Below are 12,974 nucleotides of genomic sequence, written 5' to 3' on the forward strand. Positions count from 1 at the left end.
GATATGTCCACAGAGACAAAACTTCACACGCTTGCCGCCGATCCCTATCCCTGGCCCTATAACGGCGATTGGCGGCCGGACAATACCGCGCTAGTTATCATCGACATGCAGACCGATTTCTGCGGCCCCGGCGGCTATGTCGATCATATGGGCTACGACCTGTCGCTGGTGCGTGCGCCGATCGAGCCGATCAAGGCGGTTCTGGCAGCGATGCGCGCCAAGGGCTACCACATCATCCACACCCGCGAAGGCCATCGCCCTGACCTTGCCGACCTGCCCGCCAACAAACGCTGGCGCTCGCAGAGGATCAAATCCGGCATCGGCGATCCCGGTCCCTGCGGCCGTATTCTGGTGCGCGGCGAGCCGGGCTGGAATATTATCGAGGAACTGGCCCCGCTGGACGGCGAAACCATTATCGACAAGCCCGGCAAAGGCTCATTCTGCGCCACCGATCTCGAACTGATCCTCAATCAGAAGCGCATCCAGAATATCATCCTCACCGGCATCACCACCGATGTCTGCGTCCATACCACCATGCGCGAGGCCAATGACCGGGGCTTTGAATGCCTGTTGCTGGAAGATTGCTGCGGCGCCACTGATTACGGCAATCACCTCGCCGCCATCAAGATGGTGAAAATGCAGGGCGGCGTGTTCGGCGCGGTCTCCAATTCGAAAGACCTGATTGAGGCCCTACCGTGACCACACGTTTCCGCGCCTCGGTATACCGCGTTGCCGCCGCTGCCCCGGACGACATATCCGGCGTCGAAGCGCTGATTGCCAGCGGCCTCGATCCGCACAGCATCGTCGCGGTGCTGGGCAAGACCGAGGGCAATGGCTGCGTCAACGATTTCACCCGTGGCTTTGCCACAGCCACATTCGAGCAGCTGTTTGCCCGCTCTGGCGTGACAGGCGTTTCCATCGTCATGTCCGGCGGTACGGAAGGGGCGCTGTCGCCTCACTGGACGATTTTTACCCGCGAACGGGTGGAGGCAGCGCCCAACCGCTCGCTCGCCATCGGCGTTGCCCGCACCGCCTCGCTTCTGCCGGAACATCTGGGCCGCAAGGAACAGGTGGATCTGGTCGCCCAGGGCGTGCGGGCCGCCATGGCTGATGCCGGAATAGACAATCCGGCGGACGTGCATTTCGTTCAGATCAAATGCCCGCTGCTAACCTCGGCGCGCGTAGCGGAAGCCCAGGCGCGTGGCAAACGCACAGTTATTGCCGAGACGTTGAAATCCATGGGTTATTCACGTGGCGCATCGGCGCTAGGTGTGGCTGTGGCGCTGGGCGAGCTTGACATGGACGACATCAAGGACACCGACATCTGCCGCACGCTGGACCTCTATTCCGCCCACGCCTCCACCTCGGCTGGTGTTGAACTGACCGATCACGAAATCATCGTTCTGGGCATGAGCGATCATTGGAGCGGGCCATTTGCCATGACGCATACGGTGATGTTCGACGCCATGGATGCGCCGAGCGTGCGGGCCGCCTGGTCTGACATGCCGGTTGGAAAACTGAGCGCCGTGCTGGCCAAGGCCGAACCCGATCCGCGAGGCACCGTGCGGGGCAAGCGCCACACCATGCTTGAGGATAGCGACATTTCCGGCACCCGCCACGCCCGCGCTTTTGTCGGTGGCGTGTTGGCGGGCGTGTTCGGGGAAACGGACCTGTATGTGTCTGGTGGAGCCGAACATCAGGGACCGCCCGGCGGCGGGCCGGTGGCAATTATTGTCGAGCGGGAGGACGTGATATGAAGCCCAGCGGAAGTGCCATCAGCATCGAGACCGCCGCCATGACCATGCGGTTCGGCAGCTTCACCGCCCTCGATGCCGTCTCCATCAAGGTTCAGGCCGGATCGTTCCACGCCCTGCTTGGGGAAAACGGCGCGGGCAAATCGACGCTGGTCAAGTGCATCATGGGCTTTTACCGTCAGACCTCCGGCCAATTGCTGGTCGAGGACCGGGAGGTGGAAATCACCTCGCCACGCGATGCGGCAGCGCTAGGGCTTGGCATGGTCTACCAGCATTTCACGCTGGTGCCGTCGCTGACCGGAGCGGAAAATCTGGTCATCAGCCGTAATGCTGTGCCTGCGATGATCAACTGGCGGCGAGAGCGGCAGGCGCTCAAAGATTTCATAGCGACCATGCCCTTCCAGATTCCATTGGAGCGCCCGGTGCGGGAATTGTCGGCGGGTGAAAAGCAGAAGCTTGAAATCATCAAGCAACTCTATCTCGGACGCCGGTTCCTGATCCTTGACGAGCCGACATCGGTGCTCACCCCCGCCGAGGCCGACGACATGCTGGGTCTGGTGCGGGGCATGACCGAGCATGGGGCGCTGACCGTGCTGATGATTTCCCACAAATTCCATGAGGTGCAAAAGTTCGCCGATGCGGTCTCGGTGCTACGGCGTGGCAAGCTGGTCGGCTCAGGCCGCACAGCCGACCTGACGACGCAGGACATGGCGGCGATGATGATCGGCGATGTCAAACTGGCCGAGCTGGACAGCCGCTTGCCGGTCGCAGACGCAAGCCCTTCCATCCTGTCGATCCGGGGGATGAAAACCCGTGATCGCAGTGGTTTGAAAAACATCGAAGTCGATGATCTCAAGGTCAGAGCTGGCGAAATCGTCGGGATTGCCGGCATTTCCGGCAATGGTCAGAAGGAATTGGCCGAAGTGCTGGCTGGGCAACGGCCTGCCGAGGCGGGCGACATCACGGTCAAGGACCGGCCCTATACAGCCACCCGTCAGGAAACGCGGGCCGCCAATGTTCGCTTCATCCCGGAAGAACCGCTGCTGAATGCCTGCGCGCCGAGAATGTCGGTGGCTGAGAACCTGAGTTTTCGCGATTTCGATGTGGACGCCGAGGGAAAAACCCGGTTCTGGCTGAATGCCAAGGCCATGCGCGAGGCAGCCGGGCGGTTGATTGCCGATTTCAAGGTCAAGACGGCCTCTACCGCCTCGCCGATTGCCTCGCTGTCGGGTGGCAATGTACAGCGCGCCGTGCTGGCGCGGGAACTGACCGGCGATGTCGATCTGCTTGTTGTCTCCAATCCCTGTTTCGGTCTGGATTTTTCCGCCGTCGCCGAAATCCGCGCCCGGATCATGAAAGCGCGCAACAACGGCAGCGCCGTGCTGCTGTTTTCCGAGGATCTGGACGAGCTGATGGAAATGTCCGACCGCATTGTCGTGATGTCGGACGGCAGGCTGGTGTACGAGACCCCGGCGCGCGGCGCCGACATTGCCGTGATCGGCGCCCATATGGCAGGACATGCATGATGGTGAATATCAAGGCCCAACCCTTCGCCTTCCCGTTGAAGCTGGACCAGGCGGCGCTTGTTGTCATCGACATGCAGCGCGATTTCACTGAGCCGGGCGGCTTTGGCGAAACACTTGGCAATGATGTCAGCCTCGTCAGCGCCATCGTGCCGGATGTCAAACGCCTGCTGGAGGCGGCCCGCGCCCGCGGCCTTACCGTGATCCACACGATGGAATGCCACCGGCCCGATCTCTCCGACCTGCCGGACGCCAAGCGCAATCGCGGCAATCCCACTTTGCGGATCGGTGATCCCGGACCGATGGGCCGCATCCTGATTGCAGGGGAATACGGCACCGGTATTCTACCGGAGCTAGCGCCAATTGACGGTGAATTGGTGATCGAAAAGCCCGGAAAAGGTGCGTTCTATGCCACCAGTCTCGGTGAAGAGCTTACAGCGCGCGGCATTACCCAGTTGATCTTTGCCGGTGTCACCACCGAGGTCTGCGTGCAGACCGCGATGCGCGAGGCCAATGACCGGGGCTATGACTGCCTGCTGATTGAAGAAGCCACCGCCAGCTATTTCCCGGCCTTCAAGCAATCCACCCTGGAGATGATCCGCGCCCAGGGTGGCATTGTTGGCTGGACTGCCCATCTCGATCCCTTTCTGGAGGCGCTTGCCCATGGCTGAAACGACCCGTGACAACATGCTTTCAGGTGGCTGGAAAAGCCTGCCCTATGAGGCCTTCCGTGATGGCGTGACCATTCACTGGATACGCCGCTTTGAGGGCGACCAGCCCGGCGTTGCTCTTCTGGCCTATCAGGCCGGAGCCTCGGTTCCCCGCCACCGCCACGAAGGGTTGGAAACCATTCTGGTGCTGGAAGGCAGCCAGTCGGACGAGACAGGCACCTACGGCACCGGCTCCCTCATCGTCAATGCGGCAGGCACCGAACATTCTGTGTGGAGCATTGATGGCTGCACCGTCCTGATCCAATGGGATCGCCCCGTAACACTGTTGGAAAATTGATCCATGGCATTTTCTCAAGCTTTTGATATTGCATCGCTTCACGCCGCCTATGCCTCTGGCTGGACGCCACAGGCAATGATCGAAGAGGTATTTTCCCGCATCGCCGCCATCAACGATCCCGGCATTTTCCTAGAGCTTGCCGACAAGGCGAGCCTGCTGGATCAGGCCCAGGCGCTCGGCGCTTTTTCACCGGAGACAAAGCCGCTCTGGGGCGTTCCTTTTGCCGTCAAGGACAATATCGATGTTGCGGGCCTGCCGACCACCGCCGCCTGCCCGGACTATGCCTACACGCCCGAAACCGATGCGACTGTGGTGCGCCTGTTGAAAGACGCGGGTGCTTTGGTGATCGGCAAGACCAATCTCGACCAGTTCGCCACCGGCCTGGTCGGCGTGCGCACGCCCCATGCCATTCCCCGCAACGCAATCGATCCCAAACTGGTCCCCGGCGGCTCCAGTTCCGGTTCGGCGGTGGCGACGGCGCAGGGCATTGTCAGCTTCGCGCTCGGCACCGATACGGCAGGCTCTGGCCGCATTCCAGCCGGGTTGAACAATATTGTCGGGTTGAAGCCCTCGGTCGGGGCGCTTTCGGCCACCGGCGTCATCCCCGCCTGCCGCACCCTCGATTGCGTATCGATCTTCGCGCTGACGGTGGAAGATGCCCATAAGGTCTTCACCCTCGCTGCAAAGCATGATGCCGAGGACGCCTATTCCCGCACCATGCCGGTGGACCATGCGTTGGCGTCCGCGCCGGTTCTACGCATTGGTGTTCCCGCCAAGGCCGACCGCGAATTCTTCGGTGATAGTCTTATGGAAGCCGCTTTCGATAAGGCGCTGGCGGAACTGTCGGCCATGGGCCACACGCTCGTGGACCTGCCGTTTTCCGGCTTCTTTGAGGTCGCAAACCTGCTCTATGAAGGCGCCTGGGTGGCAGAGCGCTATGCGGCGGTCAAAGACTTTTTCGATGCGAAGCCCGAAAGCTTCCATCCGGTGACGCACAAGATCTACAGCGCGGCGAAAACCCTGACTGCCGCCGATGCGTTTTCCGGCATGTACCGCCTGCAAGCGCTGAAGCAGCAGTTAACGCCGGTGATCGCCTCCGTCGATGTGATCTGCGTGCCGACAGCCCCAACCCATTACACGCTGGCCGATCTGGAGGCCGAGCCGATCAAGGCCAATTCACGCCTCGGCACCTATACCAATTTCGTCAATCTTTTGGACATGTGCGGCATTGCCGTGCCGACCGGAACGCGCGGCGATGGCCTGCCTTCCAGCGTCACGCTGCTGGCACCCTTCGGTGCCGATGGCCTGACCGCAGCACTGGGTTCAGCCTTGCACAGCCGCCTTGGCACCACCATCGGCGCCACCGGCTGGCCGCTGCCGTCGTCCCCAGAAAAGCCAGTGGAAAAGGCCGAGGGTTTGATCCCTGTGATCGTTGTCGGCGCGCATCTGTCCGGCATGCCGCTCAATCACCAACTGACCAGCCTCAACGCCAGGTTCCTGCGGGCTGGGACGACATCGGCCAGCTACAAACTGTTTGCCTTACCCAACCAGACACCGCCCAGGCCCGGCCTGGTCCGGGTTGAGGACGGTGCCGCGATTGCCGTGGAAATCTGGCAGTTGACGCCCGCTGGCTTCGGCCAGTTCGTCAACATGATTCCCTCGCCGATGTGTATCGGCACGGTTTTCCTGGATGACGGATCAAGCGCCAAGGGCTTCTTGGTAGAGCCTTCGGCGGTCGAAGGCGCTGAAGACATTACGCATTTGGGTGGCTGGCGGGCCTATATTGCCAGCCTTTGAGCTTCAATAAGCTCCTCAAGACCGTGGCGGCTGCGGCCAAGTGCTGATCCGCCCGGTCCAGCTTTCAAACAGTTTCGACAGTTTCAGCACGCTCAGATCACCAAACCTTGGACCGACGATCTGCAAGCCAATCGGCATGCCGCTGCTCGAAAAGCCGCAATTGATCGATGCCGCTGGCTGTTCCGACATGTTCCACGGCACAGTGAAGGCGATATGCTCGAAAGGCTTTTGTGGATCATTGGTTGGCGAGGCCCACTCTGCCGGGTAGGAAACGACAGGATTGACCGGCGACAGAACCGCATCGACGCGGGTAAACAGCGCACCGCAGGTCTTACGCATCTCGATGGTCTGGCCAAAGCCCTTGACCGCATCGACACCGCTGACGCTGGCGCCACCCTCGGCCCATTCATAGATATAGGGCAGGATCATCTGGCGCTTTTCCGTGCTGAGGGCGGCAATATCACCCCAGAATTTTGCCCGCCAGAACACATCCAGCCCATCCAGCATGGCGCGGTTCATCACCGGGCCAACCTCGAAAACCTCGGCCCCTGCCGCCTCGAACCGCTTGGCGGCGGCAATAATTGCCTCGCGTACCTCCGGTTCAGCTGCAAGACCGCAGCCTGCGTCCAGCATGAGGCCGATTTTCATGCCGCTGATATCGATATCCTCATCCAGCCAGTTGATTACTTCTGGCGGCAGGCTGGTCCCGTCACGCCAATCCGGACGCGCCAAGGTCATCATCGAATAGGCGGCATCATCCACGCAGCGGGTCATCGGCCCGGCGCAACGCCCGACATAATAGGGATCGACCGGGATGCGGCCATGGCTAGGCTTGAAGCCGAACAGCCCGGTCCATCCGGCGGGCAGGCGCACCGAGCCGCCAATATCCGTGCCGATATGCAGCGGGCCAAACCCGGCAGCCCCCGCCGCCGCCGCACCGGCGCTGGAGCCTCCGGGGTTTTGGCTCAAATCCCAGGGATTGCGGCTCAAGGGATGAAAACTCGACAGGCCCGAAGACAACATTCCATAATCCGGGCAGGTGGTCTTGGCGAAAATCACCGCGCCATCTTCGCGCATCCGGGCCGCAATCGGCGCGTCTGCCGCAGCAGGCAAGAGATCAACGGCGGCCGTGCCGAGCGGCACCGGCTGGCCTTTGGTGGCGATCAGCTCCTTCAGCGAAACGGGAATGCCATCGAGCGGGCCGAGGGCCGCCGAGCGCTGCCATCGATCCGTCGAGGCGCGGGCCTCTGCGCGCGCGCTTTCGGGGTCATAGAGGTAAAGCGCCTGAACCGACGGCTCGAAAGCATCGATCCGGGCCTCAACGACGTTCCAATAGTCTTCCGGCGACAGGGTCTTGGCGCTGAAACCGGCAATCAGCTCCCGGATGGTCAAATCAACAAGATCGGTCATTCCTGGCTTTCTATATCTTTGGACTTTATCGGATGAAGGTATCGGTCCCGGCCATCACCTTGGCACGGTGGCAGGCCGCCTGGCGTCCGGGCATGATCTCCCGCAGCACTGGCTGTTCCATGGTGCAGCGTGTCTGCGCCAGTGGACAGCGGCCACGGAACGCGCAGCCGATATCGGGATCGCCGCTGATATCAGGCAGAGGGGCAGGTTTTTGCGGCCTGCCGAAACGGTGAACGCTTGGCTCGGCATCGGCCAGAATTTTCGTATAGGGATGCAGCGGCTGCTCGAAGACCGCATGGGCCGGTCCCTGCTCCACCAGCCTACCGCGATACATCACCCCGACCCGATCGGCGATACAATCCACCACCGCCAGATTATGGGTGATGAACAGAAAGCTGACGCCGCGTGTGCGGCGCAGATCCATCAACAGGTTGAGGACCTGCCCCTGGACGGAGAGATCAAGCGCCGAAACCGCCTCATCAGCCACGACAAGCTTCGGTTCGGTGATCAGGGCGCGGGCAATGGCGATCCGCTGGCGCTGGCCGCCGGAAAACTCATGCGGATAACGCTGCGCATGACCCGCCTGCAAGCCGACGCTTTCCAGCATCGCGGCGACTTTCTCGCGGATCGCTGCCTTGCCTGGCTTTGGCGTCAGCACATGCAAGGGTTCAGCGATAATCCGCCCGATGGTCTGGCGTGGATCGAGAGAGCCGAACGGGTCCTGAAACACCATCTGGAAAGCCTGCCGCTTGCGCTTCAGCGCTTCTGGCGACAGTGAGAACAGATCGTCGCCGTCAAACAGGACATGGCCCGACGTTGGACGGTCAAGCGCCATCACCAGCCGGGCAAGGGTGGATTTTCCGCAGCCGCTTTCGCCGACAATGCCATAGATTTCGCCGCGCCCAACCGTCAGCGACACCTCGTCCAGCGCCCGGGTGGTATGCGGCTTTCCGAACAGCGGACGGCTGGTATAGTCGCGGGCAAGCATGCGGATATCGAGAAGGCTGGTGTCGGTCATCAGCGGATCTCCCCTTGCTCAGCGCGCAGACAGCGCACACCGCGATCCTCGCCCTGCCTCGACCAGCCCGGCGCGGTGCGACGGCACTCCGTCACCACCTCAGGACAGCGGTCGGAAAAAAAGCAACCTTCCGGCAGCTGCGCAAACCCGGGAACGGTGCCGGGAATGGTGGCAAGCCTGCCTTCCTCGCCGTCCTTTCCAGGCACCCGCTTAGGCACGGCAGACAACAGGCCGCGCGTATAGGGATTGAGCGGAGAGGTCAGAACAGCGCGGGTTGGGCCTTCCTCCATCTGCCTTCCAGCATAGAGAACCAGCGTGCGATCACACATGCGGGCAATGACGCCGAGATCATGGCTGACGAGGATCAGCGCCATCCGGTATTCGCGCACCAGATCATCGAGAATATCGAGCACTTCGGCCTGGACCGTCACATCAAGCGCCGTCGTCGGCTCGTCGGCGATCATCAGCGCCGGTTTCAAGGCCAGTGCGATGGCGATGCCGACGCGCTGGCGCTGGCCGCCCGACATTTCATGCGGATAGGTCCCGGCCCGGCGTTTTGCGTCGGGAATGCGGACCTGATCGAGAAGCTCCACCGCCTCGCGGCGCGCCTGCCGCCAGCTGAGACCATGATGCCAGACCAAGCCTTCGGCGATCTGGTCGCCAATGGTCATCGCCGGATTGAGTGCCGTCAGCGGCTCTTGAAAAATCATGCCGATCCGGTTGCCACGGATCTTGCACAGCCGGTCTTCGCTGGCGCTCAACAGGTCCTCTCCGTCCAGCAGGATCTGGCCAGTCGGTCGCGCAACGCGGGGCAAGAGGCCGATAATTGCCAGCGATGCCAGTGATTTTCCAGAGCCGCTTTCACCGACAATGCCAAGCGTTTCGCCAGCTCGCAGATCAAAACTCAGATCCTCGATAATGGGCATGGAACGGCCATCAGGGAGATCCACCGAAATGGACAGGTCGCGAATGGAGAGCAACGGTTTCTCGCTCATGAACGCCCCTTTTCACGCGGGTCGAGAAGATCGCGCAGCCCATCGCCCAGCATATTGAAGCCAAGCACAGTAAGCGCAATGGCAAGGCCCGGCAGGATGGCAAGCCAAGGTGCGGCAGCCAGATAGGTCTGGGAGTCGGCCAGCATCCGCCCCCAGGTCGGCGCCGGTGGCGGCATGCCGAGACCAAGAAAGCTCAAGCCCGCCTCGGTCAGAATGGCCAGGCCCAGCTGGATGGCGATCTGCACGATGATCTGGCTGGCAATATTGGGCAGGACATGTTCGATGGTGATCAGCACCTGCCCCTTGCCTGCGGCGCGCGCCGCCAGCACATAATCCCGCGACCAGACCTGGAGGGCCGCACTGGCGGTAACGCGGGCAAAAACCGGCACCATGAACACGGCGATGGCGATAATGGCGGTAAACCGCCCTGTGCCGAGCAGCGCGCCGAGCATCATAGCCGACAGGATCGGCGGAATGGCGAAGATCACATCATTGATCCGCATGGTCAGCGCCTCGACCATGCCGCGCCGCGCCGCAACCGTGACGCCGAACAGCGTGCCGACGCCTGCGCCAAGCACCACAGCCGCCATGGCTGTCGACAGGGAATTCCAGGCCCCGACCATCAGCATCGAGGTCAGGTCGCGGCCCAGTTGGTCGGTTCCCAGCAGGCCATGCACCAGCGGCGGCTTCAGCTTGTAGACGATCTGCATCCGGGTCGGCGGCAACGGTGTCCAGACTAGCGACAGCAGGGCAATCGCCACCAGCAGGGTGATAATCAGCCCGCCGATCAGCAAAGTCGGGCGGAGAAAAAGACGGGTGAGCCGCCTAGTAGACGGCTTTGAGGTTGTCACGGTTGTGGTCATTTGCCCCTGCCTCGCAATCTTGGGTCCAGCACGAGATAAGAGAGATCGACAAGGAAATTCATGATGATGACCAGGCCCGCAAAGAACAGGACAACATCCTGCATGACGATGATGTCGCGCTGGTTCAGCGCCTGATAGGCAAGCCGCCCCAGACCCGGCAGGTTGAAGACATTTTCAATCAGGATGGCCCCGGCGATCAGGAAGGTGAATTGCAGGCCAAGAATGGTCATGACAGGCACCAGCGCATTCGGTACCGCATGACGCCACAAAGCTGCGCGCCGGGTCAGGCCCTTGGCGCGGGCGGTGCGGACGAAATCCTCGTTCATCACGTCAAGCACCGCCGAGCGGGTGACGCGGGTCAATACGCCTGCCTGCGGCAACGCCAGCGCTATGGCCGGCAGGGTCAGCGACAGCAGTGCCGGGCCGATCCCTGCCTGCCACCCGGCAAAGCCACCAGCTGGCATCCAGCCAAGCCCTATGGAGAAGCCGAGCACCAGCAGCAGACCAACCCAGAAACCCGGAACAGCGATGAACAGTTGCGACAGAAAGCCAGCCGCATAATCAAAGCCGCTATTACGTCGGGAGGCCGAGGCCACACCCATCGGGATGGCGATTGCCATGGACAGAAGGATCGCCATCACCGCCAAAGGCAGCGTAACGGTGAGGCGCTCCGCGATCAGGCCAGCCACCGGCACGCCGTAGGTATAGGACTGACCCAAATCCCCCGTCACGGCACCTGCCAGCCAGTGCAGATAGCGGATCGCCAGCGGTTGATCGAGGCCAAGCTCATGGCGCAACGCCGCCAGCGTATCGGGGCTTGCCGAGGTGCCTAACATGACGGCGGCGGGGTCGCCAGGTAACACATCCATCAAAACAAAGATCAGGATGGACACGGCAGCCAGTGTCAGGACAAGGCCGCCAAGCCGCCTGAGAATAAGGGCAAGCATTTCTGGTTTTCCTTCCGCACGGATTTTTGGGGACCGGCTCCGTGCAAGGACGAAACAGTCAATCTCACGTGCTCTTGCATCGGGAGGCGATGGCCGTTTCAGGTCATCGCCGATCAGGATCAATCCTCCCAATACACCTGTGACAAAACATTGGCTGGGATCGGTTCGTTTTCCCACAAGCCCTTGATTTTCTTGTTCCACACACCAAGCTTCGGCATGACGAACAGATAGAGGGCGGGTACGTCCTCCGCCAGGATCTGTTGCGCCTGACCGTAGAGCTTGGCCTGGGCCGCCGGATCGGATGTGGCCTGGATTTTCTTGATCGTCTCGTTGAAAACCGGGTTCTTATAGTTGAAATAATAGGGGTCGCGGGCATAGATATCGATATCCATTGGCTCGGCGTGAGCAACGATGGTCATGTCATAGTCCGTAGCCTTGAACACGTCCGACACCCATTTTCCCGGAAACTCGGTGGGCTCTATCGTCATCGTCACGCCAATTTCAGCCAGCATGGCCTGCATGATTTCGGCGCTGCGCGGCGCATAGGTCATTTGCGGGGTCTTGATGGTGAAGCTGAACCCGTTTGGATAGCCAGCCTCCTCCAGAAGCGCCTTGGCCTTTTCCGGGTTATAGGGCAGGACCTTGGTGGTATCGATATAGCCTGGATCGTTCGGCGTATAATGGCTGCCGATCACAGTGCCATAGCCGGACCAGGCGCCTTCCACCAGCGTCGAGCGATCAATCGCCATCATCAGCGCCTGGCGCACACGCTTGTCGTTGAACGGCTTGCGGGTGTTGTTCATGCCCGCCACGACCTTCAGCTCGGTATTGCCGACCACAGTCGCAAGCTTGGCGTCGTCCTTGAAACTGTCCATCAGTTCCGGCGCGCTGAACTCCGGAAAGGCATCGATGCCGCCGGATTTCAGCGCCGCCGCCTGGGCCTGGGCATCGGGAATGAAGCGGAACACCACCTTGTCGAGGCCAAGCTTCACCTGCTTGTTCCAGTAATCAGGGTTGGCGGCAAGCTCGACCCGGTCGCCCTTGGTCCAGCTGACGAATTTGAACGGGCCTGTGCCGATGGGATTGGTCTTGTCATCAGCGGCACTTTTCGGCGCCACCATCACGGAGGCGGGCCAGCCCAGCCAGTAGAGCAGCGAGCCCGCCGGTTCCTTCAGTTTCAAGACCAGCGTTGCCTTGTCCGGCGTCTCGATACTGTCGATGGCGCTGAAAAACCGTTTCTGGCCATTGACCGAGTCCGGGCCTCTCGCCCTGTCGAGCGTGAATTTCGCCACGGAGGAATCAAACGCCTCACCATCGTGAAAGGTCACGCCCTCCTGGAGCTTGAATGTGTAGGTGAGACCGTCGGGTGAAATTTCCCAGCTTTTCGCCAGCTGCGGCACGATCTTTCCGTCACGGTCGATGGCAACCAGCCCTTCAAAAATATTCTGCCAGGTCACCTGGCCGATGGCCACAGGGGCTGCCACCGTCGGATCAAGCCCGGTCGGCTCGATATTCATGCCGAGTGTCAGCGTCCTCTGGGCCGCCGTCGCCAGGCCGGGGCCGACAAGCGAGACTGTCGCCGCCAGCGTCATCAGCGCGATGCGACGCAAAGTGCCCGGCTTGAAAAAGCGTGCATGAACCATCGTCAAATTCCCCTTC

12 protein-coding genes are annotated in these 12,974 nt (G+C 61.4%); 6 read left to right on the forward strand and 6 right to left on the reverse strand.

Translation table 11 applies throughout. From position 1 onward, the window contains the following. Window positions 1-3 precede the first annotated feature (3 nt). Genes biuH through atzF form a run of 6 tightly spaced genes read left to right on the forward strand, consistent with a single transcriptional unit; the run spans window position 4 to window position 6,082 of the window. A complete protein-coding gene (gene biuH, locus H1Y61_RS17980; RefSeq protein ID WP_156532213.1) occupies window positions 4-699 on the forward strand; it encodes a biuret amidohydrolase in 696 nt (231 codons plus the stop codon). Further along, entirely contained in the window at window positions 696-1,757 is a 1,062-nt protein-coding gene (gene atzD, locus H1Y61_RS17985) for a cyanuric acid amidohydrolase (RefSeq protein WP_180574922.1), read from the forward strand. The genes biuH and atzD overlap by 4 nt, the downstream gene beginning before the upstream one ends. Next, on the forward strand, window positions 1,754-3,280 hold the full coding sequence (locus tag H1Y61_RS17990; protein WP_180574923.1) for an ABC transporter ATP-binding protein: 1,527 nt from the start codon (window positions 1,754-1,756) through the stop codon (window positions 3,278-3,280). Before atzD ends, H1Y61_RS17990 begins: the two co-directional genes overlap by 4 nt. After that, window positions 3,280-3,948 (forward strand): cysteine hydrolase family protein, encoded by a 669-nt coding sequence (locus H1Y61_RS17995; protein ID WP_180574924.1) that lies wholly within the window; start codon window positions 3,280-3,282, stop codon window positions 3,946-3,948. The genes H1Y61_RS17990 and H1Y61_RS17995 overlap by 1 nt, the downstream gene beginning before the upstream one ends. Further along, window positions 3,941-4,285: a cupin domain-containing protein gene (locus tag H1Y61_RS18000; RefSeq protein ID WP_180574925.1), complete on the forward strand. Its 345-nt coding sequence runs from the start codon at window positions 3,941-3,943 to the stop codon at window positions 4,283-4,285. Before H1Y61_RS17995 ends, H1Y61_RS18000 begins: the two co-directional genes overlap by 8 nt. A gap of 3 nt (window positions 4,286-4,288) precedes the next feature. Further along, window positions 4,289-6,082 carry an allophanate hydrolase gene (gene atzF / locus H1Y61_RS18005; protein ID WP_180574926.1) on the forward strand — a complete coding sequence of 598 codons (1,794 nt, stop codon included), beginning with the start codon at window positions 4,289-4,291 and terminating at the stop codon, window positions 6,080-6,082. A 15-nt stretch (window positions 6,083-6,097) separates the two neighbouring features. Here atzF and H1Y61_RS18010 read toward each other — a convergent pair whose 3' ends face one another. The 6 genes from H1Y61_RS18010 to H1Y61_RS18035 all read right to left on the reverse strand — a co-directional run bounded on the left by H1Y61_RS18010 (window position 6,098) and on the right by H1Y61_RS18035 (window position 12,907). Then, window positions 6,098-7,492 carry an amidase gene (locus H1Y61_RS18010; protein ID WP_180574927.1) on the reverse strand — a complete coding sequence of 465 codons (1,395 nt, stop codon included), beginning with the start codon at window positions 7,490-7,492 and terminating at the stop codon, window positions 6,098-6,100. A 25-nt stretch (window positions 7,493-7,517) separates the two neighbouring features. Beyond that, entirely contained in the window at window positions 7,518-8,510 is a 993-nt protein-coding gene (locus H1Y61_RS18015; RefSeq protein ID WP_180574928.1) for an ABC transporter ATP-binding protein, read from the reverse strand. Beyond that, on the reverse strand, window positions 8,510-9,505 hold the full coding sequence (locus tag H1Y61_RS18020) for an ABC transporter ATP-binding protein (protein WP_180574929.1): 996 nt from the start codon (window positions 9,503-9,505) through the stop codon (window positions 8,510-8,512). The genes H1Y61_RS18015 and H1Y61_RS18020 overlap by 1 nt, the downstream gene beginning before the upstream one ends. Then, complete coding sequence (locus H1Y61_RS18025) at window positions 9,502-10,368, reverse strand: ABC transporter permease (RefSeq protein WP_180574930.1); 867 nt, start codon at window positions 10,366-10,368, stop codon at window positions 9,502-9,504. Before H1Y61_RS18025 ends, H1Y61_RS18020 begins: the two co-directional genes overlap by 4 nt. Next, entirely contained in the window at window positions 10,365-11,315 is a 951-nt protein-coding gene (locus H1Y61_RS18030; protein WP_156553766.1) for an ABC transporter permease, read from the reverse strand. Before H1Y61_RS18030 ends, H1Y61_RS18025 begins: the two co-directional genes overlap by 4 nt. A 119-nt stretch (window positions 11,316-11,434) precedes the next feature. After that, window positions 11,435-12,907 carry an ABC transporter substrate-binding protein gene (locus H1Y61_RS18035; RefSeq protein WP_409364000.1) on the reverse strand — a complete coding sequence of 491 codons (1,473 nt, stop codon included), beginning with the start codon at window positions 12,905-12,907 and terminating at the stop codon, window positions 11,435-11,437. Window positions 12,908-12,974 lie beyond the last annotated feature (67 nt).

The sequence above is a fragment of the Agrobacterium vitis genome, from assembly GCF_013426735.1.
In the GTDB taxonomy this organism is placed as follows: Bacteria; Pseudomonadota; Alphaproteobacteria; order Rhizobiales; family Rhizobiaceae; genus Allorhizobium; species Allorhizobium vitis_D.